Source organism: Roseibium sp. R5 (assembly GCF_055755305.1).
This window is the reverse complement of the sequence record NZ_CM146910.1, coordinates 4,265,662-4,289,949: the sequence shown is the minus strand read 5'-3', so window position 1 is coordinate 4,289,949 and position 24,288 is coordinate 4,265,662. Positions and strand designations below refer to the sequence as shown.

20 protein-coding genes and 1 tRNA gene are annotated in these 24,288 nt (G+C 53.5%); 6 read left to right on the top strand and 15 right to left on the bottom strand.

Translation table 11 applies throughout. From position 1 onward, the window contains the following. Positions 1 to 62: 62 nt before the first annotated feature. Together AC0J4F_RS19935 and AC0J4F_RS19930 are read right to left on the bottom strand one after the other, a co-directional pair. The gene (locus AC0J4F_RS19935) at positions 63 to 1,262 is read right to left on the bottom strand and encodes a glycerophosphodiester phosphodiesterase family protein (protein ID WP_473024447.1); all 1,200 of its coding nucleotides are present in this window, start codon (positions 1,260 to 1,262) and stop codon (positions 63 to 65) included. A gap of 72 nt (positions 1,263 to 1,334) precedes the next feature. Beyond that, complete coding sequence (locus tag AC0J4F_RS19930; RefSeq protein WP_473024446.1) at positions 1,335 to 2,570, bottom strand: cytochrome P450; 1,236 nt, start codon at positions 2,568 to 2,570, stop codon at positions 1,335 to 1,337. Between the two features lie 276 nt (positions 2,571 to 2,846). On the opposite strand from AC0J4F_RS19930, the gene AC0J4F_RS19925 reads away from it, so the two are divergent. Further along, entirely contained in the window at positions 2,847 to 3,032 is a 186-nt protein-coding gene (locus tag AC0J4F_RS19925; RefSeq protein ID WP_133950528.1) for a hypothetical protein, read from the top strand. A gap of 61 nt (positions 3,033 to 3,093) precedes the next feature. Here AC0J4F_RS19925 and AC0J4F_RS19920 read toward each other — a convergent pair whose 3' ends face one another. From AC0J4F_RS19920 to AC0J4F_RS19910, 3 genes are all read right to left on the bottom strand, one after another. After that, positions 3,094 to 3,756, bottom strand: coding sequence for an SOUL family heme-binding protein (locus AC0J4F_RS19920; protein ID WP_473024445.1), 663 nt, complete (start codon positions 3,754 to 3,756; stop codon positions 3,094 to 3,096). A 135-nt stretch (positions 3,757 to 3,891) separates the two neighbouring features. Beyond that, complete coding sequence (locus tag AC0J4F_RS19915) at positions 3,892 to 5,052, bottom strand: matrixin family metalloprotease (RefSeq protein ID WP_473024444.1); 1,161 nt, start codon at positions 5,050 to 5,052, stop codon at positions 3,892 to 3,894. Positions 5,053 to 5,342: 290 nt separating this feature from the next. Further along, positions 5,343 to 5,789, bottom strand: coding sequence for an ABA4-like family protein (locus AC0J4F_RS19910; RefSeq protein ID WP_473024443.1), 447 nt, complete (start codon positions 5,787 to 5,789; stop codon positions 5,343 to 5,345). Positions 5,790 to 5,875: 86 nt separating this feature from the next. Between AC0J4F_RS19910 and AC0J4F_RS19905 the strand changes: the two genes are divergently transcribed. Next, a complete protein-coding gene (locus AC0J4F_RS19905; RefSeq protein WP_473024442.1) occupies positions 5,876 to 6,322 on the top strand; it encodes a MarR family winged helix-turn-helix transcriptional regulator in 447 nt (148 codons plus the stop codon). A gap of 532 nt (positions 6,323 to 6,854) precedes the next feature. On the opposite strand, the gene AC0J4F_RS19900 is transcribed toward AC0J4F_RS19905, so the two are convergent. Then, positions 6,855 to 8,027, bottom strand: coding sequence for a trypsin-like peptidase domain-containing protein (locus AC0J4F_RS19900; RefSeq protein ID WP_473024441.1), 1,173 nt, complete (start codon positions 8,025 to 8,027; stop codon positions 6,855 to 6,857). Positions 8,028 to 8,785: 758 nt separating this feature from the next. On the opposite strand from AC0J4F_RS19900, the gene AC0J4F_RS19895 reads away from it, so the two are divergent. After that, positions 8,786 to 9,975, top strand: a protein-coding gene (locus AC0J4F_RS19895) for an IS3 family transposase (RefSeq protein WP_473023626.1) whose coding sequence is annotated in 2 segments (ribosomal slippage) — positions 8,786 to 9,077 and positions 9,077 to 9,975 — 1,191 coding nt in all. Because the reading frame shifts where the segments join, the coding sequence is not laid out codon by codon here. A 78-nt stretch (positions 9,976 to 10,053) separates the two neighbouring features. Here the strand turns inward: AC0J4F_RS19895 and AC0J4F_RS19890 are convergent. Both AC0J4F_RS19890 and AC0J4F_RS19885 read right to left on the bottom strand, forming a co-directional pair. Next, complete coding sequence (locus AC0J4F_RS19890) at positions 10,054 to 10,464, bottom strand: GIY-YIG nuclease family protein (protein WP_473024440.1); 411 nt, start codon at positions 10,462 to 10,464, stop codon at positions 10,054 to 10,056. An 82-nt stretch (positions 10,465 to 10,546) separates the two neighbouring features. Then, on the bottom strand, positions 10,547 to 12,019 hold the full coding sequence (locus tag AC0J4F_RS19885) for a hypothetical protein (protein WP_473024439.1): 1,473 nt from the start codon (positions 12,017 to 12,019) through the stop codon (positions 10,547 to 10,549). A gap of 379 nt (positions 12,020 to 12,398) precedes the next feature. Here AC0J4F_RS19885 and AC0J4F_RS19880 point away from each other — a divergent pair, with 379 nt between their 5' ends. Further along, positions 12,399 to 13,088 carry a uracil-DNA glycosylase gene (locus tag AC0J4F_RS19880; RefSeq protein ID WP_473024438.1) on the top strand — a complete coding sequence of 230 codons (690 nt, stop codon included), beginning with the start codon at positions 12,399 to 12,401 and terminating at the stop codon, positions 13,086 to 13,088. Between the two features lie 68 nt (positions 13,089 to 13,156). Here the strand turns inward: AC0J4F_RS19880 and AC0J4F_RS19875 are convergent, their stop codons facing one another. The 6 genes from AC0J4F_RS19875 to AC0J4F_RS19850 all read right to left on the bottom strand — a co-directional run bounded on the left by AC0J4F_RS19875 (position 13,157) and on the right by AC0J4F_RS19850 (position 19,258). Next, positions 13,157 to 14,056 (bottom strand): site-specific integrase, encoded by a 900-nt coding sequence (locus AC0J4F_RS19875; protein WP_473024437.1) that lies wholly within the window; start codon positions 14,054 to 14,056, stop codon positions 13,157 to 13,159. Positions 14,057 to 14,273: 217 nt separating this feature from the next. Then, positions 14,274 to 14,350: transfer RNA gene (locus AC0J4F_RS19870), tRNA-Pro, on the bottom strand. A 137-nt stretch (positions 14,351 to 14,487) separates the two neighbouring features. After that, complete coding sequence (locus AC0J4F_RS19865) at positions 14,488 to 15,756, bottom strand: O-antigen ligase family protein (RefSeq protein ID WP_473024436.1); 1,269 nt, start codon at positions 15,754 to 15,756, stop codon at positions 14,488 to 14,490. Continuing rightward, positions 15,753 to 17,366: an undecaprenyl-phosphate glucose phosphotransferase gene (locus AC0J4F_RS19860; protein WP_473024435.1), complete on the bottom strand. Its 1,614-nt coding sequence runs from the start codon at positions 17,364 to 17,366 to the stop codon at positions 15,753 to 15,755. The genes AC0J4F_RS19865 and AC0J4F_RS19860 overlap by 4 nt, the downstream gene beginning before the upstream one ends. Next, positions 17,366 to 18,595: a glycosyltransferase gene (locus AC0J4F_RS19855; protein ID WP_473024434.1), complete on the bottom strand. Its 1,230-nt coding sequence runs from the start codon at positions 18,593 to 18,595 to the stop codon at positions 17,366 to 17,368. Before AC0J4F_RS19855 ends, AC0J4F_RS19860 begins: the two co-directional genes overlap by 1 nt. A 105-nt stretch (positions 18,596 to 18,700) precedes the next feature. Then, positions 18,701 to 19,258, bottom strand: a complete 558-nt coding sequence (locus AC0J4F_RS19850; RefSeq protein WP_040451812.1) for a polysaccharide biosynthesis/export family protein — start codon at positions 19,256 to 19,258, stop codon at positions 18,701 to 18,703. A 196-nt stretch (positions 19,259 to 19,454) separates the two neighbouring features. Between AC0J4F_RS19850 and AC0J4F_RS19845 the strand changes: the two genes are divergently transcribed. Next, positions 19,455 to 21,815, top strand: coding sequence for an exopolysaccharide transport family protein (locus AC0J4F_RS19845; protein WP_133950514.1), 2,361 nt, complete (start codon positions 19,455 to 19,457; stop codon positions 21,813 to 21,815). Positions 21,816 to 21,851: 36 nt separating this feature from the next. On the opposite strand, the gene AC0J4F_RS19840 is transcribed toward AC0J4F_RS19845, so the two are convergent. Further along, positions 21,852 to 23,054 carry a GNAT family N-acetyltransferase gene (locus tag AC0J4F_RS19840; RefSeq protein WP_133950512.1) on the bottom strand — a complete coding sequence of 401 codons (1,203 nt, stop codon included), beginning with the start codon at positions 23,052 to 23,054 and terminating at the stop codon, positions 21,852 to 21,854. 153 nt (positions 23,055 to 23,207) lie between these two features. Here AC0J4F_RS19840 and AC0J4F_RS19835 point away from each other — a divergent pair, with 153 nt between their 5' ends. Continuing rightward, the gene (locus AC0J4F_RS19835; RefSeq protein ID WP_133950510.1) at positions 23,208 to 24,281 is read left to right on the top strand and encodes a polysaccharide deacetylase family protein; all 1,074 of its coding nucleotides are present in this window, start codon (positions 23,208 to 23,210) and stop codon (positions 24,279 to 24,281) included. Positions 24,282 to 24,288 lie beyond the last annotated feature (7 nt).

Here is a 24,288-nt window from a genome sequence, read left to right as displayed (position 1 = left end):
AAGGACTTATCAATCTACGCGCGCATCGCATCTTGGTGGCTAGACACTCACTATTTACAAGGTTATTTCAGCCCCACGCAGGAGGCATAAAAGGTGGTTGTAGCGGGCCAGTCGGAGAAAAGACCGACAACACCGGCGTCCTGAGCAAGGACATCGACCACTTCATAAACCTTGCCATCACCGTCGATCGCATCCGAGACCGTCTGAAAGTACCAGCCGCCGCCCGTATTGAGCGGACCGGAGCGCTCCAGCGTCCAGGTGATCAGGTTAAGCCCTGCTTCGTTGGCGGCGCGCGCATAGGCAGAGGCAACAATTTCCCCTTCGTCCAGCGTCAACAAAACCCAAAGCGGGGGAGCGATGTAGTTAACACCCATTGCCTTCAGTTCGGTCATGGACGGCGAAAAGGTGCTCGGGTCGGACGGGTTCAGGTCCCGGCGGCCATCCAGATAAACAGCCTGCTTGCCGAATTCCGGCTCGTTCTCGATCCAGTACAGAACATCGTCGAGATTGAAGGACTGCGGGAAGACATCTGAGGCCGGAATACCGGCTGCCTTGTATTCGTCGATCAGTTTTTGCGCGTAGTCTTCCTGGCTAAACCCGTCAAAGGGCATATCCACCGATGGCGACTTGAGTTCGGGCGTGAATTTGACGCCCAGATCCTTGAACAAGGCAATCGATTCCGCGTGGGTCATCAAAGTGCCAGTTGTGGCATAAAGGTCAGTGCGCCATCCCGCCGTTCCATCCATGTAGGCTTCGACGGTCTTGGCGCTTCTGTCGGCTGCGTCCATTTTGCCGTTCAATGTCAGGAATTCGGCAAGCGTCAGGTCTGACGCCCGGCATTCCGCAGAGGCCTTTGAGTTGCCATCTGCAGGGCTGAACTCCTTCGTGCATTTACCAGCCAGATCTGTCGCCAAGATGTCGGTGGTTGTGTGGAGATCGTTCTGTGCGTGCCGGCAGACAAGTTCCTTGTCCTTGGTAAAGGTGACATCGCACTCCAGGATCCCTGCGCCCATCAAAGCAGCAGCCTTGTAGCTCTCTGCTGTATGTTCTGGGAACTGCAAAGGTGCGCCCCGATGGCCAATCGAGAAGTCGGTCTTTCTCAGCGGCTGACCGATGCAGGCCTCAAGTTTTTCCTTCAGCGGACCTTCGGCCATCTGGTCGATCAGATAATAGGGACGCGGTCCAAGCTCGATCGTGTCGGCAATGACGGGAGTAGACAACACAGCGAGTGCGGCAATCGAAGCTGCTTTGGTAAAGCGCATGAGGATGGAATTCTCCGTTGCAATAGGCGGCCTGGGTAACCTGCTTGAATGGCAATCAGATTACAGTTTTTGTCAGGACGGCGACCAGCGAATTTTCAGCGCTTCCGGTCCTCGGACCGACAAGCCACGTTTGTAGGGAACATCTTCTGCTGATAGTTCGATCCTGGAAAACCGGCGCAGCAGGGTTGAGAAGATGATATCCATGTCGAGCCGGGCGAGGTGATTGCCGAGGCAAAAGTGAGCGCCGCGCCCAAAGGCAATATGCCAATTCGGGGACCGGCCCACATCAAAGGTATCTGCGTTTGGAAACTGCTTTGGATCCCGGTTTGCGGAGCCATAGAGAACGCCGAACTTTGTGCCGCGTTCAAACCTCTGGCCGCAAACGTCCATCTCCTGTGTCACATAGCGATGGAAAAAGGGCAGGGGCGACTCATAGCGGAACATTTCTTGGACCGCCGTCTTCATCAGGTTTTGATCGTCCCGCAGCCGCTGCATCTGGTCCGGGAACTTCAAAAGCGCGTGCATGCCACTGCCCAGAACGTCAATGGTCGATCCGTGCCCGGCCATCAGGATAAGCATGGCGGTTGAAATGAACTCGTCCTCGTTCATGTGGCCGGCCTTTTGCGCCTCGATCATCACCGAAATCAGGTCGTCTTTTGGCGCAACTTCGCGCTGGCGCTTCAGGTCCGACAGGTAATGATAGAATTCGGTTGTGTTGCGTTCGGCGAGTTCCTTGCGCTTATCAGAGCGGTCAATGTCGAAGTACTGAACGATGTTCTCCGACCAAATGCGCAGTTGCGGGCAGTCCGCGTCGGGAACTCCTAGAATGCGACCTATGATGTGACCTGGAACATGGGCGGCGAGTTCCTCGATGAAGTCTATCTCTTGGCTGTCCGCCAGACGGTCAACGAGGCTGTCGACATAGGCCTGGATCTCGTCGCGCAGCTTGTTGACCATCACCGGAGTGAACAGCTTGAACACCTGCTTGCGCAGCCGGTCATGGACGTCGCCGTCGCTGTCGAGCAGTGAAAATTGCACGAAGCGGGAATGATGCGGCATGTCATGCCAGTTTCCATCACGCTTCTGTTTTGCAATCTCTTCTGCACTCGCGATGTGCTCCATGGACCGGACCATGTGTTCACTCATCACGATTTCCGAGACATCGTCAAAACGCGCGGCCAGCCAGACATCAAAATCCTCAAAATAAGTCAAACCTTCCTTCGCGCGCAGCGCCGCGTAAAACGGATGAGGGTCCTGCGCGAACGCATCAGAAAGGGGATTAAATTCAAGATCGGATGTGTGGCTCATTCTGGGCTCTGGGTACTTGGGGGGCGGGGTCGGCGCTTTTTACGATTCGCAAGGGCCGCACGGTATTTTTTGAGAAATACAAGCGAAAAGGGTTTCAGGCCACCCGCAGAACGGGTTTTCCGCAGGTCGAGGTTCTGTGTGAGGACATCGGCTGGGGATTGTGAGGAAAGGACAGTTTTGACAATGAGGCGAGGTGCGATCCCCCTCCTAAGATCGGCTCACACCTGCTAAGGGCGCTGTCTCAAAAATTTGGCGGCGGAAGAACAGGGGGCTGAGATGCAATTGCCGGAACGGTTTCATGAAGAATATCAGGGCTTTTTGCTGGAAACCGGCTTTGATGACCCGGATCCGCAAAGCCTCTTGATGGAGCTCGCATCGCTCAGCATGGAAGTTTATCTAAAGGAAATAGCGTGGCTGTCAGATTTTCTCGGGCGCCTGGAAAAAGGCCGTGAGGTGGCTTGAGAGTGACGGGTGTCTGGCTGATAGCGGGCCTGTTAAAAAACCGACGCAACACTGACAGATGTTATCGGGATAAGGGAATTTGAACTCCGTTCCTCCGGAAGGGAGGCAGTGTAAAGGGCGCATTGAAATAGGCGAAAACGGGCGCGTCAGCTGCCTCGAAGCCGTTTTTAGAGAGATATTCCTCTAGCGTCTGCAAATGCCGGTTGAAGTTTCGATCGGTCCACATGCCGGAAAACCGGATGGCGGCGACCTTCTTTCCTTTTACATTTACAATCCTGATCCGGTCATCATCCGGCCGTGGCGCAGTGCGTACCGTGTATTCTGATGGCAGGTAAAAAGCGACACGCCACTCTCCATTCCCAGCCTGCTGCTGCGTGACCGGGGCGGTCATTGCAATTTCTGCCGGCTCCGCTTGCTGGCGGATGGGGGCTGTCATCTCGATTTTGTTGCTGCCTTGATTATCGCCAGAGATGTAGCGGAACAGGATCCTGAAAGCCTTGCGGGTCGCGGCGCTTCGATCGCCCGCAACGGTCACCTCCGCGGCAGCCATATCCTTATACTGCCGGATCTCGATTGGGCCATCGGACGAGAGGACCTTGTAACTCGGCTGTTCAATTGCTGCGGCGGCAGAAGATAAAATGGCCAAAAGCGCGACAATTGCCGGGCCTGTGATCCCCAGCCATTTTGGTTTCTTGCGGAGAAACGATAGAGGTGTATGCGTCATGGACTGAATATGGGGCAATACCGAAGGACGGCCATAGCGCGCGTGTCATCTATGCCTGAATGCCAAGCAGTTGCGCCTCGGATCCAACCATGAAACCAGTTTCCCGTTCAGATATTCAAGGAGTCGATATGCCGCCTATGCGACATCAACATAGCCAACAATCCCCTCATAATTGTACTGGGACAGCGTGGCGATCACATTGTCTTTTTCGGCTTCATTCGCCGTATAGAAATGAGTGCCGGTGTCCGTATTGAAGAAACGATACAGCGCAATGTCGTCTGAATCCGCAGTGCTGTGAAGGTGATAGGCGACGCCCTCATAATTGAACTGAGAGAGCGTGGAGATTACGGAATCCCGCTCTGCAGCGCTTGCCGTGAAAAAGTGCGTCCCGGTTTCCGTATTGTAAAAACGGTAGAACTCGACCGCATTCGCATCGGTGCTGTTCACGCTTTTATAGGCAACGCTTTCATAGCTGTATTGCGCCAGGTTGGTGCTGATTGAAACGGCTTCAGTGTGATTTGCTGAGTAAAAATGTGTGCCGGTGGAGCTGTTGAAGAAGCGGTATACCCCCAAATCAACTTCGGGGATCGTAACCGTCGGAGTTGTTGGGGTCGTCGTCGCAGCGCCGTAGATCGCCTGCACGGCATTGATGTCATCTTGCGTCAGTGACGTGCCATAATTCTCGTTGACGACCACAGCAGCCATGATCGCGTTCGGATCCTCGCTGTGCCCAATGCCCAAGGCGTGCCCGATTTCATGGATTGCCGTACTCAAGAAAGCGGTGGTGGTCCAGTTTTCTGCCGTATCAAAAATCACTTGGACGGAATCGGTGGTGAACGTATTTCCGCCGTCCAGGCTGGAAAAGCGGGAGTCAGCGAACCCCAGCGTATTACTCACGCCGTCGATCGCGTCCATAGCAAATCTAATTTGCGCGGAACTCGAATCCGTGACTTCCCGGAAACTAATATTTGCGACCTGCGCCCAGACATCGAATGCCTGCCGGACGGCTTGTTGAAAATTCGGATCTGTAATCGCCGCGTCGGATGCGTAGGCGGTACCACCTGTTGTTCCAATAAGTGTCGTGGTTGCGAAACTCCAGGTTACTTCACCGCCGGCAGTACCAGGTGTTCCGCTCGTTCCCCATTTAGGGAGCGGGTTATACAGCACAAAATCGCTGACAATGTTGTAATCGCCTTCGACGCGTTCGGCGGTCCAACTCAAGCTGCCGGTTTTCTGCTCGTTAGATCCGTAGCTTAGTGAGAAGTCAGCCACCGGGCTGCCGCAGATAATGCACATGGTATCTCCCCTCGCGATTGCTTCAAACTAAGGGCCCTGAACATCTGGATGGGACACTTATTGTAATGTTTTCCATCCATATTCGGGACTGCGGTTTGAATATTACGCTTCAGACCGGATATTTAATTTTGTTGAAGCGTCGTAGCTGCCTTCAGGTCAATTGCATGAAAGCATGCTTGGACAGGCACGGCAATTCCGGAAATTAACGAACTGCAATGAGCCTTTCGGCAACTTCAGGATGAAGTAATCGCACAGATCTCTGGAACTGTTTGGTTGGCGAACAGCTGCCTTTATACAGCAGCGTCATTTGCCCTAGCATCAGCACCGACTGCCGATCGCAAAGTTCCCAGAGCGACGAACACCAAGAACCCGGCGGGTCCGAACATAAAGGTCACCGGCAAGCAGGGCAGAACCAACCAAAAGCTCATGTTTTTGGCACGGGCACTCCGACACATCCATGCACCAACAAAAAGGTCAAATGCCAGAAAGTGGATCCAGCCCGCAATAACTGCGTTTGGATTTGAAAACAGTTGAGCAACTGCGGAAAAACTCCCGTAGCCATCTTCAGAAACAGGGAAAAAGCCCACGATTGCGACGTAACTAACGGCAAGAAGTGCTGGGATTGCGTAGCCTGAAATACGGTCTGACCATTTCGGTATGAGCGGCGAAATCAACAACAATACCCAGCCGAGCATCGCCAATGAGCTCACACCGGAAAACATGGTTTCATAGTCCATTAGAAAACTCCCTGGTCACCATCTTATGAGGCAGTAATTATTGCAATATGCTTGCATATGCAAGCATATTGCAATAAAAAAGCCCAATGGAAGACATCTACACAATCAACGCACTGAGGCTTATGCAATCTGCAGATGAGTTTCGGGCAAAGCTCTCAGGTGAGTTCTCCGCTGTTCACGGTCTTTCCGTGAATGAGTATTTTTTGCTCATGCATCTTCAAAGAGCAACGCTCAATCGGTTGTCCCGTGTTGAGCTTGCCAAGCGCATGTATGTCAGTGCCTCCACGGTCACGCGGATGGCCGCACCGATGGAAAAGCTTGGGCTCGTGACCCGTGAGGCCGATATCCGGGATGCGCGACTAGCCTATGTCGTTCTGTCCAAAGCTGGGATCATCAGATTGGGTGAAGCGAAAGTGACCTTTGCAAAGCACGCGCGTGCAGCGTTCGGGGACCGATGGTCCAGGACTGAATTGGACAGCCTGTCCAAACTGCTCAATCGGCTTGTCGCTGGAACGCTTTCAAATTTGACATAAGTCAGCGCAATCAATCGCATCCGTCTTGTTTAGCTAAACAAAACCGAATTCAAGCTAGGTATTCAGAAAATAGTCTTGAAAATGTTGGTCGGGCAGGCAGGATTTGAACCGACGACCCCTTCACCCCCAGTGAAGTGCGCTACCAGCTCTCTGCCTTCGGCATCGTCATAAAAGACTGAACGGATTCAGCTGCTTAACGCAGTCTACGATCTTTTCTGGGCGTGCGCAACTACCCGAATATTTGACCGAAGAAGTGTGACCGTTGTGACCAGAGTGTGACCAGAACAGGGATCCCCGCTGGAATGGACAGCCAGCAGCCATGCTTGAAGATTTGAGTTTTTACCAATCGGACAAAAAGAATGGCCGCTAGAAGCAAGCTTCTGAGTTCTCGGGTCTTAGACCCTCCGGGGGGATGCTGCACCCCCGGGGGTGGGGATACGCGTAGTTGGCACCGACATGTTTTATGCTGATGGAGTTTGTCCAATCCACAATCACTAGAGGCTTTCTGATCCGTAAGCCGGAATTTTCAGCATTAAAGCAGCTCGACGTAATAGGCGACGCCTTCATAGGTCATATGACCTAACGTGTTTACGTACCGTAGCTCGTCTGAAGACGCAGTATAAAAATGAGTGCCCGTGTCATTGTTTAAATATCGGTGCAACGGAACTATGTCATTTCCAGAATGACTACCCTGATATGCCAAATTTATTTGTTTATCGTATGCTTGGTAGGTAACTCCGTCATACTTCAAGTTTGATGAACTTAGAAGATTTCTCGCTTCATCAATGTTTGCCGTGTAAAAATGTGCTCCGGTGTCGCGATTGAAAAATCTATGAACGTCAACGGTAAACTGGTTCGACTGGCTAGCCGCCGCAAAATTGAAACCTTCATAATTAAATACAGGTTGCGTCCAAATCAGCATGTCTCGTTCGTCTGGGCTATTTGTGTAAAAGTGAGCGCCTGTTAAATCATTGTAAAATCGAAAAATTGAGTTTGCCGGGCTTGAAGTGACAGGCACATAAGGTGTGGTGACGAACGAATCATTTGTATCTATCTGTTCGAACAGCCAATCAGTATGGCCGGAGACATTCGCTGCTGCTCCAGGCGTTGATACAACACCTACTACAAATGGGTTGCTACTGCTACCATTCCAAATCGGAGAGCCGCTTTGGCCTGAGCTCAGATCAAGAGAACTTGTGTATATGAAATTGTCTACGTAATCCCGATAAACAAAACCAGAATCATGCATCATATTCCAGTAAGACTTGGACGGATGCCCGGTCACATTTACATTTCCTGATGTAAAATTACCATCCAATCCAAACCAGCCGAAGGTATATCCAGCATATTTCTTTAGTGCAATTATTGCTATGTCGTTTTCTGATCCTGATCGAGTAGAGTAATATCCATCGCCACTATAAATTAGTCCGTCACTGTTGTTGTCGAAATTAATGTAATATTCCGCATAGGCAGCTTCGTAATAACCTGTGCTGAAATTAGTATCATCTGGATCATAAGAAAAATAAATCTTCACTTCATCCGCTAGGCCGCCCAATGAAGCATCGTAAATAAGATGTGCTGCAGTCAGAACATCATTTGGACCAACTAGTGCGCCAGATCCTGCCAGAGTATAGCTGCCCCATGTTGAAACAATCAAAGCGATGGCAGAATTGGGGTAAAGATCGTCGTTTATTTCTTGAAGCATATCATCACAATGCCAATTTCAGATGTATTTAACAATACTTTGCTTCTGGGAATTATGGAAAGCATATCTATTTTGAGTGGAAATTTAGCGCGCTTTTAGCCGATAGTGGAAAAAACGGTATCCAGAGCCGTGTGAATTTGAAAGATGATACCGAACAACGAACTCATCGTTTCCAGTTCCAGTAGGGGTGTATTTTAGGGAGTTCCGTCCCACGGTAACGCTACCTTTTTTTGGGCGCTGGACGAGTTTGACTCCCAATATCCGAACATGGCCACTTGTAACACTTGCACCAGCATTACGGCTTTCAGTGCAGGGCATTCCAGGCTTATATGAGCCATTCATGAGCGCTACTTGGACGCCATTGGGCTTGTCTGCGCGACCAGCATATCTGAAATTGCAAGAACTTGTGAACTGCGCCATGGCTTGTGTGGTAAGGATCATAGCCACTGTGCCCGCGGCTGCAAATAGAGCAAGTTTCTTCATTTTAGTCCTCAAAAAAATGTTATTGCCAAAATTATCATATTTGACAGGAAGTCTATAATTTTATCACTGTAACTATTGCGCAATAAAAAGGTGAGTAAATCTAGTATGCGAAGACTGTGGACGTTGAAAAATCAACTATGTTCGCTACCCGAGGGCAAAGTTTTTTGTTCGATAGTGTTGCTGTCAAATAAAGAGTGAGCTACCTCCCGAAATTAGGACACTGACGTAAGCTACGATTTGTTGTCTGCTGGTCTTCGAGAACAAGGAGATCAGAGATGTCGAAACGCAAGCAGCACTCGCCGGAGTTCAAGGCGAAAGTCGCCCTGGCAGCGTTGAAGGGCGAAGAGACGGTATCGGAACTGGCGAGCCGCTTCGGGGTTCATCCGACCATGATCCATCAATGGAAGCGTGCCCTGCTGGAAGGCGCCTCGGACGTGTTTGAACGTGGCGGCAAACGAAAGCCGGAGATTGACGAGGACCAGGTGAAGGAGCTGCACGCCAAGATCGGGGAGCTGGCCGTCGCCAACGATTTTTTGTCCAGAAAGCTCAAGCCTTGGGGCGTGAAGTGAGGCGCGGCATGATCGAGCTGGGACATCCCGAACTGTCGGTCGGCAAGCAGTGTTCTCTGCTGTCGATCTCGCGCTCGTCTTTCTATTACACGCCGAAGGGCGAGAGCGAGATGAACCTCGCGCTGATGCGCGAGATCGACGAGCAGTTCCTTGAGACGCCGTTTTTCGGCGTCCGTCAGATGACCTGGCACTTGAAGAACGAAGGCCATCCGGTGAACGAAAAGCGGATCCGGCGGCTGATGCGGCTTATGGGTCTGATGCCGATCTACCAGAAGCCCAATACAAGCAGGCCGGCCAAGGGACACAAGATCTGGCCATATCTGTTGAAGGGATTGCGGGTGGAGCGGCCGAACCAGGTTTGGGCGTCTGACATCACGTATTTGCCGATGCGCCGTGGGTTCTTGTATCTCGTGGCAATCATGGACTGGTTCACCCGCAAGGTGCTGGCCTGGCGGATCTCCAATACGCTGGAGGCCGATTTCTGCGTCGAGGCGTTGAACGAGGCGGTCCACAAATTCGGTGCACCGGAAATCATGAATACGGACCAGGGATCGCAGTTCACCTCGTTTGCATGGACAGACCGGCTGCGGAGGATCGGCGTGCGCATCTCGATGGACGGCAAAGGACGGTTCCTCGACAATATCTTCGTCGAGCGGCTGTGGCGCACGCTCAAATACGAGTGTGTTTATCTGCACGCTTGGGAAACCGGCTCACAGGCCCGGGACAGTGTCCGAAAATGGATGAATTTTTACAACCAGAAGCGTCCGCACACCGCCCTTGGCGGCAAACCGCCTGCCGTGATCTACTGGCAGCGCATTGAACAAAACCAACTCCCTCTCGGTGATGTGAACATCACCTGTCGGGCAATGGATCAGCAGGTGCAGAGAGTAGCTTAAATTACGCCAGATCCTGTCCAACGGATGGGGAGTAGCTCACAGCGGTGCGATGATTTTGCCCTGAGGACCAAACGAGTTTCAGCGGTTCAATCGAGCTCCTTCAACCACCCGGAAAAAACCCTCAATCGCTTTCCGCTGGCTCTTGTCATTCAGGTCGTAAGTCACGCCCATTATGTCAATTTCGAAGTCATCTGCGGTTATCCAGCTCACGCTGGCCCTCTGGTGGTGCGTAGCCTCTAACAACAGAAGGTTTATCCTGTTGTTGGTATAACTCGGGGGCTTGTCGTCTCGATATCGCCGGTAGTTTTTCCAGCGGCCACTCAGGCCGTTAGCCTCAGCTGTCTCACCGACATAGATTTCTCCGCCAACGTCCAGGCGGTAAACGCCTGGTGCTTTTGTTTCGACCTTCGGGAAAATCAGTCCCTCAGCGTCGTCCAATACAATCTGACCGCTATGTGGCCAGACAAAGCCAGAACTGATTGTAAACAATGATTGTTCCTCTTGTGGCGCTGCCGTGTAGATGGGGGAAGCTCCCCCGAGCCTTTCGACCCGGGGAAACCGTTGTTGTTGATCACTCCCAAGGGGCAGATGGTCTTTCGTCGTCACTATCAGAGTTTTCAAACATAGTGCTGATGCAAGCTGGCCGATCACTTGCGGGATCATCTTCAGTTGTGCTGGTCACCGACAACTGAATGCATTCGCTTCTCGCAGCTGCCAGGACTGTGGTCCGCAATATTTCCCAGCTGCGTCGACTCCCGTGAGATGCGGATGCTTGGAAACGTAGCCGAGACAACATCTGGCCAATACGCTGGTTGGAAATGTCCAAGTAGCTTCTTTCGCCGATATCTTGGCGCTCACAATAGGCAACGAAAGCGGATCGAATATCGTCCGTTGGCATCGTTTTTGAAGTTAGGCTTCTCAAAAGATCGTTCAGTACACGGATCACGATTTCGATTTCACTGGGGGGAGCCAGTGCCTGCTGCTGGTCCTTGTTTCGTATGAACAAATCGAGCAAACGATCGGCTAAACCATCGTTCCCGCCGCCAATTTCTGCAAGTTTTGCGGCGACCAACAGTGGCAACAGATTGTCCCTATCACGTCCATTCAGATCGATTTTTTCTTCTAACTCGGTACGGATTGCCTCGATTTCCGTCAGATAACGGACAGAAACCAACCAGAGTTGGTCCCGAAGCAATTCAGGGCTCACCAGCCAGTCCGCATCATTTGTAGGCGACCGTCTGGTTCTCTCTGTGTCATTTGACCGTTTGAGTTCCACGAAGATTGAACGAGATCGAAGCACATCATCCGGGCTGGAAATGGCGGAGAACAGTTTCGGACCGTAAACTGGAATATGTGCCGGCTGCCAATCGCCTTCTCGATCTCCCTGACGGCTCAGTGAAATTGTTGCGCCACGGGTGGTTCCGGAGAGAAACATGTTCTTTTTGTCCGGATCAAAGCTGCGCCAATTTTCGAAGTCATCACAACCGATCAACCCGCCTAGGGCCGCTGTCTCGCGAAGTGAGGCAAACGTTGATGTGCCCTGTGTGAAAAAGCCCAAGCTCGACAGTTTCGCTACTGCCAAAGACGCTTGAGTTTTGCCTGACCCCCGTTCACCCCCAAACCACAGATATGGTGTCGCGTGGAACTCATTGATCAGGTAGGTGCCAGCTACAAAGGCTGCCAGCATTTCGGACTGTTCGATCTGGCTTCCGGTTGTATCGTCAAATGCAATGAAAGCATCCAGATTGGTGACTACGTCATTGAATACGGCTGCGTAGGAAGGCAGCGGTTCCTTTTCGATCACGTACTTCACATAGCTGTCCGCCGACAAAAAACTTCCGGGGACAGGTGTACCTGCCAAGTCGAGTGTGAAAGGCAAATCTTCGATAAGTCCATGTCCGTCGAGGTCGTGATCGGACCAACAATTTTCAAAAGTGCTGTCGAAAACCACAGTGGCTTTTGTTCTTGTTCCTGTTTCATCTTCGACGTCAACCCAAGTGCAAGAATAACCTTTGCCATCGTGAAGAAAAAATGGTCGCTCCATGCGCTTATTGTTATTTGTTACAATTATCAGTGTATTATTCCTTTTCAAAAATGTGCAAAGCAACCCGTTGGTCTCAGTCGCCAAAATTGGACGGCTAGGACACCTCGGACGGCTCTACGGATAATGGTGTATGGAATTGCCGGTATACCGGCGTGAAGTAAGAGCAGGCTCAAGTTTTAATGCCCGCGTTACACCTAATACTACCACATAAAGTTGTATTTGTCAAGGAAAAAATCGATATTTATGTAGAAAATTCAATAAATACAAAAAGGAAATGATTTTTTGCCTAGTTTTTGATCACGATTTTCAACTAAGGATAGTTGGTAAGTTGTCGCATGAGGACCGAGCTATGTCGGCAGCACACTCATAGGCCGTGGTGATGGTTTTTGATATTTACGGGCAGGTCATCTTGATGGTCATATCCTCTGGTTCAGGCTTACCTGAGCGGAGATCATTGCTCTTTATCCTTTCCGATTGGCAAACTCCCCTTAGGTCATTGGATTATTTCATCATGTCAGACCCTAGACTGGAACTGCTTTCCGAGCCTCATATGACCCCTTTGATGGCTCTCATTGCTTTATGGCGTAACGCTGGATACGACGTCCCCAATCCAGATCCAAATGACGCGGGCATCAATGCCAAAGCCCTTTTCCTACTGGAATCCCCGGGCCCGAAGGCTGTAGGAACTGGATTTGTATCATGTGATAACCCTGACGCATCAGCACAAAACATGAGGAGATCTCTGGAAGAGGCCGGTCTGAAACGATCCGAAGTTATGCTTTGGAATGTCGTCCCGTACTGTGTTTCCAGCGCAACCAAGAATAAAAACGCCTCCACCAAAGATATCGAGAAGTCTGCGCCACTGACACAAGAGTTTGTTGGGCTTTTCCCGAACTTGCAGGTCGTGGTCTTGTGTGGAGGTAAGGCGGTTCAGGCACTGAAGTTTTTGTATTTTCCTTGCCGAGTTTTTGCCACCTACCACACAGGTGGAATGGCCTACAATCAGAAGAGCAAGAGGAAGAATATCCAGGAGACCTTTGCTGAGGTCCGACGCTTGATCAGCCGCTAGCACATCGTGCCGAACATAGTGGTTGATGCCTTGTTCCTAATGCCGTCCAAGCCGTCCTAGGTGTCCGTTCATTCTGCTGCCGCTAACTTCTTTGCCAGCCTCGTTGTGTCAGCATGGGCATACCGCATCAGCATTTTCATGTCCCTATGTCCAGAGATTGAAGCTACCTCCGGCACCGTCAAACCCATCTCGAAAAACCGACTGATTGCTTCGTGCCTAAGATCGTGGAAGTGCAGGTCTTCGATGTCCGTTGGCTTTAGCATCCGTTCCCATGCCATCCGGAGAGCATTTGCTGTGATAGGAAACACCTTCGTTGTCTGTTTGTTGGTGACCGATGAGCTCACCTCTCTCCAAATATCGTGCAACAGTGCAACAGCTGCGGGTGTCAGGGGAATGGTCCGTGAATAGCCGTTCTTTGACTCTAGGATGATCACTGAGCGTCGTTTGAGGTCCACTTGATCCCAGTGTAGCCCAAGGATCTCACCCCGCCTCATGGCCGTTTCTACGGCGAATATGACGATCCATTCAATGTACCGGCTTTGCCGTGTTCTGGCTGCTTCGAGGAGCTTTTCCTGTTCTCCATCTCGAAGGCGTCGCTCTCGTCTGTTGTCCCGTGCCTTCAGTCTCAAGCCTTCAACCGGGTTCTCCTTGATTGGGATGCCCCATTCGGTTCTGGCAATCTCAAAGGCATGAGAAATGGGTGCCAGTTGGCGCTTCAGGCTGTTTGCCGTGATCGTTTTAAGGCGTTCATCTCGATAGGAAGCAAAATCCGCAACTCGTAATCGATCGACACGTTTTGAACAGATCTTGTGCCTGAGGAATGCACCCAGAAATATGACTTCGTTATCGGCGGACTTTTTGGTCGGAACAATCTCGCTGATGTATTTCTTGATCAGATCCGCCAGTTTGATTTCTGGGGCAGGGAGCTCCCGTTTTGGCAACTCTCCCCTGTCAGCTTGGACCTCCATCCACCTTGACCATTCCTGCGCATCCTTTAGCTGATGGAAAGTCTTTGAAATGGGTCTGTGACCCTTCCTTCGTATCTGAACTTGGTACTTGTCTCTGTGTTTCCGAATTGTGGACATGATGAAACCCGCTGTGACCATAGTGTGACCAGCAGCTTGTCCAAACGGAATTTTATGACTTGAAGAGACTAATTTAGACAATAAAAACAATTGTCTATGTTGGTCGGGCAGGCCGGATTTGAACCGACGACCCCTTCACCCCCAGTGAAGTGCGCTACCAGGCTGCGCTACTGCCCGAACCCGACCTAACTATCGTGTTCGCAATCCCTGCGCAAGATGCTTGTTGGCGGGCGTCCCATGGTTTTGCCCAGCTTGTCACACGCACTAGCAGAAGCGTCAGGATTGGAGGGGTGAGCGTTCAATTGCTCTTGATGTCAGTCAGGAATGGGCGTCTGCAGAGCGCTGCACCGCCAACTGCGCCGTTCCAGCTTGTCTGCTGCGATTAGTCCCCAAGCGAGGCCATAAAGCATGAACAAATGCCGCCAGTGATCAGTGTCGATGACGACGGACAGCAACAAATGGGCGACAAACACCGCAAATACAGCTTGCACAAACGGGGTCCACGGGCGGGATTTGAAAATCAGCGGAAGGAACGCACATACGGTCCAAATTGCCATGACGATGTAGGCAATACCCCCCATCCAGCCGTAGGTGGTGAAGGCCTTCAGGTAAACATTATGCTCATCCTCACCGAAGGTTTTGCCGAACTCCAGGGCGCCAAGACCCAGAGGATGCTCCATCACAAGTTGGAAGCCGATGGCGTAGCGGGCAAAACGGCCAAGGCGTCCGCCGTCATAGTCCTGCACCAGACGGGCCCGCTGGGAGAACATGTCGGAGACCGCCTCAAACGACAAGGCGACTGTCATGAGAAGCGCACAGAAGAAGATGCCGGCCATGCCGATCAGGATAAGCCGACCACGGCGGGCAAGGTTCTGTTCGGTCACCAATTGGATCGTGTAAAGCAGCAGCAGTGACGCCAAGAGCACCCCCCAGGCGCCGCGAGAGAAACTCAAGAAAATGCCTAAGAGCAGGATGCTCAGTGGCAGCAGCACATAGAGATTGCGCAAGGTAGGGCCGCGCAAAAATCTCTGAATGAGCAGGAGGGTTGGCAGTACCAGAAACGGACCAAACACGTTCGGGTCCTGAAACGTTCCGCGCGCGCGGTCGAAGCGGGTAAAATACTCGGCTCCTGGAAACAGGTTGAAATAGCCGGCTATCCCAAAAAGGGCGGCAATTACCGCACCGATAATGTAGCCGCGCTCAATGATCCGGCTGCGTTCGGGTTTGTCGCTCAGAATCGCGGCGTAAAAGATCGCCGTGATCGCAAGAAATCCGGAAACGGCGGCATACATGAGCGCATCGCCAAAATCCTCTGCGAACGGCACGGACGCAAGGCCGCCGGCTGTAAACACCATCATTAGGACAATCAGCGGCGCAAACTCACGGCGCAACTTGAGCCCGCACGCGAGCCAGACGACGGTCAGAGCCACCATGTAGAGCTCGTAAGGAGCCGGTTCTTCGATCACGAAAGCTGACAGGAAGGCCGCAAGCCACAATGCGCCATTGCCCAGCGATCTGACCGACAGGCCGAACGGGGGCGGGGCCGTCAGCGCCCGCCCGTCATGGGCGGCCCAAACGGTCAATAGGCGTTCTCCGTGTTCAACAGCTTCAAGGGCGTCAGGAACAGGATCTTCAGATCAAACAGGATCGACCAGTTCTCGATGTAGTAGACATCGCACTCCACGCGCTTCTGGATCTTTTCAGGTGTATCGACCTCTCCGCGCCAGCCATTGATCTGTGCCCAGCCAGTTACACCCGGCTTGACCTTGTGGCGCGCGAAATAACCGTCAACCACGTCGTCCCAGGTCTCATTGTTGGTGTGGGCATTGACCGCATGGGGGCGGGGGCCAACGAGCGACAGGCTTCCGGCAAGCACGTTGAACAGCTGAGGCAGCTCATCGATCGACGTCTTGCGGATGATCCGCCCAACCTTTGTCACCCGGGGGTCGCCCTTGGTCACCACCTTCTTTGCGTCTGGGTCTGCCATATCCGTGTACATGGATCGGAACTTCAGTACCTCAATGATCTCGTTGTTGAAGCCATACCGCTTCTGCCGGAAGATAACCGGGCCCTTGCTGTCCAGCTTGATGGCAATAATGGTTCCAATCATCACCGGTGCAAGACAAACTATCGCGATCAGCGAGAACACAACATCGAAGATCCGCTTGGCAACCATATCCCAATCGGCGATCGGCTTTTCAGCGACATCGACGAAGGGGACCGTTCCGATGAAGGATGTGCCCCGATCACGGAACCGCACCTTGTCGGTATGTGCCGATAGACGGATGTCGACCGGCAGAACCCAGAGGGTCTTCAAAAGCTCCAGCACACGTTTTTCCGCGCGCAGAGGAATGCAAACAATCAGCATGTCGATGCGGGCAAGGCGCGCAAACTCTACAAGAGCGCTGATGTTGCCGAGTTTCGGGTAGCCGGCCACGACTGGCGGTGACCGATCGTTGGACCGGTCGTCAAAGATGCCGCAAATCCGAATATCGTTATCCGATTGGGCTTCCAGATCGTGGATCAGTTCCTGGGCGGCCGTACCGCCACCAACAATGATTGCGCGCCGTTCCAAGCTTCCAGATTTCGTCCAGCCCCGCACCAATCGCGAGAGCACGAGCCGTGAGATGCAAAGGCTGACGAGGCCCGTACTGTACCAGGCACCAATCCAGGCGTCAGAGACACTGGACCCAATACCAGTCGCACTTCGCAAAACGGCGAACATTGCAAAGACCAGTGTCCAACCCGCCGATACCCGGCCGATTTGGGCCAGGCGCTGACGCATGACCGGAACCTGGTAGACATCGGACGCTTGAAAGAAGGCGAGCGTGAAAAGAACTGCCAAGCCAGCGGCGAGCGCATGGATGCCGGTTGGGCTGCCAGCGCCGGGCCCGGTCAGAAGTACGATACCAGCTGAGGCAAGAATGATCAGAATATCAAAAAGACGAACCGAGCCACCGAGCACCGGAACCGAAATTCCGCGTGTTCCGAGATTTTTGGCAATATCCAGCGCATCAAGCGACAGATTGGTGTTCGCAAAATCTTCGAACGAGATCTTGGTCGCTTCTCTTGAGGCCAGAGGAGATTGGCGCAGCCGGTTCTCAAGGTGCCCCCTGACGCCCGGTTGGGCGGCAGGCGTTGGTGCGCTGGCCGCCGTTCCCTGTTCGGCTCTATCGTATGCGGGTTCGCTCATTATCGCTGGCTCGATCTCGCATAGACAGATGATAGGGAAGTGGCTTGATTGGCCGCGAGCTCGGGTTGTTGAACCGGGACGTCGCTTGGTGCAATCCCAAGTGCCTCCATGTAGACCGAATTGATGCGATCGGTCATCAAATCCGTGGAAAAGGTCTCCGCAAGACAGGGCCGCATTTCAATGGCTTCTGCCTGTTTCTTCTCAGGGGTTGCCAAGGCGTCTTCCATGGCAAGGGTCAACTGTGTGATGTGACCCGGCTCGATAAGGCGGTTGGCGAACTTGCCGAATATTTCCGGGATTCCGCCTGCGCGCGTTGCGATCAAGGGACGTTGGGCCGCGACCGTCTCCAGAATGATGTAAGGCATGGCCTCGGCCCGCGATGGGATGACGACCGTTTTTGCAAGTTTGAAGGCCTCGCGCGCCTTCATCGGACCTGTGAAGGTTACGGCCCCGGTCAAGCCGAGCTTCTCTACCATTTCGCGGTATCGCGCTTCGTCCGGACCATCTCCAACCAGGATAGCAGACGGAGCCCGCCCGAGCTTCAGGCGCAGATTGTAGAGTGCTTCGATGAAGAGGTCTGGCCCCTTGAGATCACGCAACATGCCGATGAAGACAAAGTCGGCTGCGTCTTCATTGGCGTTGACCGGCTCAAAGTCCTGTTTGGACAGTCCGTTGTAGACGATGCGGTTTGTAGCGCTTGCGGAGCCTATCTTTGTCTCATAAGCAGCGCTTTCATAATCCGAGACAAAAATCAGGCCGTCGGTTATCCGTCCCAGAAGGCGTTCGAGCGTGTGATAGACACGGCCCTCAAGCCTGTGCGGATGATAGTGCAGGCTGCCCCCATGTGGGGAGTAGATGCGTGCTGGTTTCTGGCCCCGCAGCCCGAGATACGTGCCGATCAGGCGGGCATAGGCACCGCCTTTTGCGCCATGCCCGTGCAGGACCGTGGGTTTCAGGTCCCTGATATGTCTGTATAGGGCGAGGGTTGCCGAGAAATCCTGAACCGTGAGTTGGCGGCGCATGGGAAACCGGGCGAGCCCCAAGGACAACGTCGAGCGCAGCTCTTCGATTTGGGCATCTTCAAAGGCGCCGCCCGTTGTGCTGTCGCATATAAGGCCAACCTTGTGTCCTAAAGCTTCCTGGCAGCGAGCCAGATCGCGGACATGACGGAAAATTCCGCCGACCGGCGCGCGGACGCAATGCACGATCCGCATTGGAGGCGTTGTCATGGTGCAATATCCCTGTTTTTGCTTTCAGGCTTCTTGTTGAGCCCGTTCAGCAGTCAGGATGCACCCTAGCAAAGGGAAATGAGTCCGCGGTTAACTCGCGGCTTGTCAAAAATACCGTTCCCGAACGTAAATCGTGTCCCCGGGTCGGACAGGATCCGAAATCGGAACGCGTCCGTTTAGAATTTCACCGTTAATCTGGCGGGTGATATCGACGTCTTCCTGGCGGGCCCGAGAGCTGAATCCACCGGCAGTAGCGATCGCGTTCTGGACTGTCATGCCGGCGACGTAGTTATATTGGCCCGCGTTTTGCACCTCGCCCATGACAAAGATCGGACGGTAGGTGTCCACCTCAACGGAGACGTCAGGATCACGGATATAGCCCTGGCGCAGTTTGGCAGAAATTTCAGCGGCAAGTCCTTGTTGGGTTTTGCCGCGCGCGGCGACGCTTCCAACAAGCGGGAAGGAAATATAGCCAGCCTGATCAATGACATAGGTGTTAGAAAGGTCGTCCTGACCGAACACAATGATGCGCAACCGGTCGCTGGAATCCAGGCGATACGGCTGGGTCAAAGTTTCATGAAACGCTGTCGGCGGTTGCCTGTACCCACTGCACGCAGCAAGTCCCAGGCACAATGCCGGTACCAGAAGCGCTCTCATTCGCATCAACGACTCTCCTACAATTCGGCAAGAGGATCGCAAGGTATGGTTAATTGAGGGTGAAGACGGATCAAGGCGAACAGATAGCCTGTCAATAATGCGTATACACAAATTAACGGCTGTTCCAGCCAGCTGTGTTGAAGCTTAACCGAACGCTTACCATAATCAGACATTATTCGCCGCGTATCTGGAGAGAAGCAATATGGAATCTGGGCGGCAGACCTACACAGACAACGATATGGCGTTGGATCTCGGCGGGCTTTTGAAGGCTTTGGCGCGGTCATTGCTGTGGCTGGTCCCTTTGACCCTTTTGATGACGTTGGTTGTTTTCATCGCCCTGCAATTCGTTGCACCCAAATATATGGGCGAGGCTCGGGTTCTGATCGAAAGCACGGAAATCAACATTCCAGGTGGGACACGCGGTGTTGAAGGCGAGCGTGCTTTGCTCGATACCGAGGGTGTTGCCAGTCAGATCCAGCTCTTGATGGCAACAGACCTTGCCCGCAAGGTCGTCCGGAAGATGGATCTCGCCGCCGTACCGGAGTTCGGTGCCCGCGGAGGAATGTCTTTTCTTGATAAGGTCCTGACAATTTTTGGATTTGATCGTGAGCCTTCAGGCGACTCTGCCGAAGAACGCGTGCTCAAGCACTACTACGAAAACCTGGAGGTCTACCGCCTCGACGAATCGCGTGTTATCGCCGTCGACTATGCGTCTGAAGATCCGCTTTTGGCCTCCGAAGTCGCAAACGCGATTGTCGACGAGTTTCTGGAGCTGCAGTCCAGCGCCAAGCGGCAGACGACAGAAATCACATCCGCTGCGTTGGAGCCGCAAATCGTTGAATTGCGGAAAAAGGTGCAATCGGCCCGCCAGGCCGTCGCAGACTTCAGGGCGCGGGCCGACCTGTTGATCGGTGCGGACAACATACCGCTCAATCAACAGCAACTGGCGGATACGAGCAGCGACTATTCCGCAGCGCAAGCTGCGAAAGCTGAAGCTCAGGCCAAGGCCGAACTGATCCGCGAACTTTTGAATTCCGGTGGATCCTTGGAGACTGCAACGGATGTCCTGAATTCTCAGCTCATTCAGCGTTTGCGCGAACGCCAAGTTGAAATCCAGTCCAACATCGCCGAACTGTCGATCACGCTTTTGCCCAACCACCCGCAGATCAAGGCCCTGCAATCTCAGCTCAGTGACTACGGCCGTCAGATTCGTTCTGAAGCGCGAAAAGTGCTTGAGGGGCTGGAAAACGATGCGCGGGTCGCGAGCCAGCAGGCCTTGGCCTTGGAGAGGCGTCTGGACGAATTGAAGGTCGCTGCCGCGAAATCCAATGCGGATCAGGCCCGCCTCAGCGAACTCGAACGGGAAGCCGATGCAAAGGCTGCGCAACTTGACCAGTTGTTGCTTAGTTTTCAGGAAGCCGATACGCGTTTACGCGCGCAGCTGCTGCCAGCTGATGCCCGAATTGTTTCCCGGGCCAATGTCCCGGTTGAGCCCTTCTCTCCGAAAGTGGTTTCCAGCACCATCATTGCAGCCCTGGTCACGTTCATCTTGGGAACGGCCTTTGTAATCATGCGCGAATTGCTCACGGGACGGGCTCTTTACTCACCTGCGCAGCCCCACGGAACTGCCAACCCGGGAACCGGATCAGCTCCCGTACCACCGGCGCGCGATGCCGGTGGGGCTTTCACATGGGGCCCGTCTTATGCAGGCGGATACCAAGGCTACAATTTCGGCAGTGAAATCGGAGCGGGGGCAGAGCCGAAGAAACCACGGGTGGAACCGGATCTCGACGATGACAGCACTGTTGCTCATATAGCTGCGCAGACGAAGGTCGGCAGTCCGCCAAACCGACGGTCGAAGCGCAAAGGCAATTATGACCAGGACGTCGCGCCAGACTGGCTCGGCGCAATGCGTTCGACCCCGAATGATCCTGTTGAGGAGCCTGAGGACGACGATGTCGCCAGACCCACCGCGGCGCCTCTTCCATCTAACGAGCCGCAGGCGGCTTCTGAAGTCGACCCGACCGGCCGGATCGTTGTTCTGAGCGTTGATGAGCCGGATCTTTCACACAGGCTCGCTTTTGACCTCGCCCGCCGGGCAGCAGACAAGGGCGATACAGCCCTGTTTCTGGAAGTCTTTCCGGAACAGTTCAATTCGCGAGGGGCGGAGGGCTTTTCAGACATTGTTTCTGGTGCGGCGCCGTTTGCGAAGGTCGTCTACCGGGATGCCGGGTCGAAGGCGCACATTATTGAAGCCGGCCGTGTCGAGATCACCGATGAAATGGTTGAGTCCGATCGCTTCAAGCTCGCGCTCGACGCAATCAAGAAGACCTACCACACCATCGTTGTGGATCTTGGGGCGATCGATGGAACGCTTGCCAGCGCCCGCATGCTAAGTTTTGCGGATCGTGTACTGATCGCCGCGAGTGGACCGGATCACAATCACGAACTCGAAAGTGCGGCTAACCTTCTGGCACATAACACCGGCGCGGATGTGGAGATCGTAATTGCAGGTGGACCCGGTTCCGGACCACGGCGCAATGGAGATGGACACGCTGCGTGAATGCGCGCCAATTTGTTGGGAAGGGGCTAAGGAAGCTTAGTTTCCAGATGCGCGCATCTGCCGGAGTTTTTTGACCATCGTCCACAGCCGATCGGAGTTGCGGATGCGCGATTTCAGGCGTGTTTTTGCCGTTTGGACTGCGGAATAGATCTTGCCCTTGGCTGTTCTGGCGTACCGGCTGTCGCACATCGGTTCTGGGCGGGTCCAGCTCGTCTTGTAGTGCTCTTCGCCGATGCCAAGGTCGAGTGTTTTCGCATCCGGGTCGGCGCAAATCTTCTCTATGATCTCTCGTATTAGAACCAGTCCCGGGCTGTTTTTCAAAAACTCATCATGCGCAACACTGTTCGAATAGGCGTGGAGTGTGCCCTTATCTCGCCCGCACAAATATGTTGCCCTGATCTGCCCTGAGACCGACAGGGTCCATATTTTGAGGGGCGCGCTCGTGGTGTCCGGCGTCACGGGTAGGGCGGTGCTTTGAGTTGCCTGACGCAAAAACGCCTTCGCCTCAGGGTCGGAAAAAGCATTCGGGATGCCGGTGATCTGAGCGCGCGCCTCGCGCTGCTCAAGAAATGCCTCAAGCCCGGCTTCTATTTCCGCCGGTTGCTGGCAGACCCGGATCTCATAATTGCCGGCTTCCTGGAGGTGTCGCTGTTTCCGGGTGAGGTTCTTGCGCGCAGACTTGCTATGCAGGGCTTTGAAAACGTCCTCGAATGTATCGGTGACAGATCCGCGGTACAACGGGTTGGGGCTTAGCTGCGCATTGTCCAGGACCAGAGGGTGCGGCCGGCCATTCCAGTGGCAAGGAACGTTTTGCAAGTCGATGCAATCGGCACTGCTCTCCTGGCAAACCCGATCAAGAACACTGCGGATAGTCTCCGGCCCAACTGCTTCATAGAAAGCCTTGTCCCAAAGCCCCGTGTTCTGATTGCCGAAGCGTGCGCCCAAAAAGGCGAGAACCTTGATACCGTTGTGTGTGAAAAGAGAAAACGGTAGCAGCAAAACCGGACGTCCCGCCGCTCGCAGCAGTGCAATCAATGGCCGACTGCGGTCTGCCGTTCCCAATGTGTTTTGGAAAGCCTTGCACCAGAGAAAACCGTGATAGGGATTTCCGATCCCTGCGCTCTCGAGCTGGGTCCACTCCGACGCCAGTTCTTCAAGGTCTTCTGTCAGTTGTAGATCGTCCTTCCCGGATCCCGATCCGGGGTGGGTGCCAGAGATATCTATTGCGGCGGCTGACATGGGAGATCACTCAATGAAACGGGATTGGTTAAACGGTGGTTAGCTATGTTTGGTGGTGCGCTCATTCGACCAAACTCTAGCGAGAAATATCAATAATTCTTAAAGAAAAGGTGCGCTAATGGACCGGTTCCAAACACACGGGCCGAGCGGCTGATGAGCATTCGCCAAACAGCAATTACCAACGCATTCCGGGTTCTGCAGACGACGGGACTGAGCCAACTCTTCGCACCTTTCACACAAGGCTGCGGCGCTGTGTTCATGTTGCACCGTGTTCGGCCGGCGCGCGCTGGTGGTTTTCAGCCCAACCGGCACCTTGAGATTTCCCCCGAGTTCCTGCGTGCAACGGTGGAGCGGATCAGGGCCAACGGCTACAAGATCATCGCTTTGGATGAAGCGGTTGACCTATTGAAATCCGGATATGGCCGGGAACGGTATGCGGTTCTGACTTTTGATGACGGCTATCGGGACAATCTGGAATATGCGCTTCCGGTCCTGAAAGAACTTGGTGCACCGTTCACCGTGTTTGTCGCAAGCGGTCTGGTGGACAGGTCGAGTGAGCTATGGTGGTTGGCGCTGGAGCTTATCATTGCCGCGAATGATCAGATCGTTTTCTCGTCTGACGCAGACGAGCCAACAGTCTGTGCAACTGCCGATGAAAAGTGTTCTTGTTTCAATCGCCTGATCGCTCATTTGAAAAACGATGTGAGCGAAGGGGATCAACGTGCAATCATCCGGGCCTTGTCGAGCCAGTATGGAATTGACCTCGCAGAGCTCGCGGACCAGGAGATGATGACCTGGGATGAGGTGCGGGAACTGGCGTCAGATCCGCTCGTCACGATTGGCGCTCACACGCACGATCATTTTGCCCTGGCGCGTCTCCCCGAAGATGCTGCACGGCAGGATATAGAAAAGGGTCTTGAACGTCTCGAAGCGGAATTGGGGCAGCGGCCCAAACACTTCGCGTACCCTTATGGGAAACACAACGCGGTTGACGCAGGCGCTGCCGAGGTTGTCGGCAAGTTCGGCTTTGCCTCCGCTGTCACAACATTTCCAGGTGTTCTGCAATCGGCAAGTGCGCGGGACCTGATGCTCTTGCCGCGTGTGTCGCTCAACGGGGTTTATCAGGACCCGGCCTTTATCGATCAGTATCTAACCGGCGCGCCGTTTGCGCTTTACCGGGCAGCCAAATGGTTGACGTCCGGTTTTGGTCTGCGCGCCCGAACTTAAAACGCGG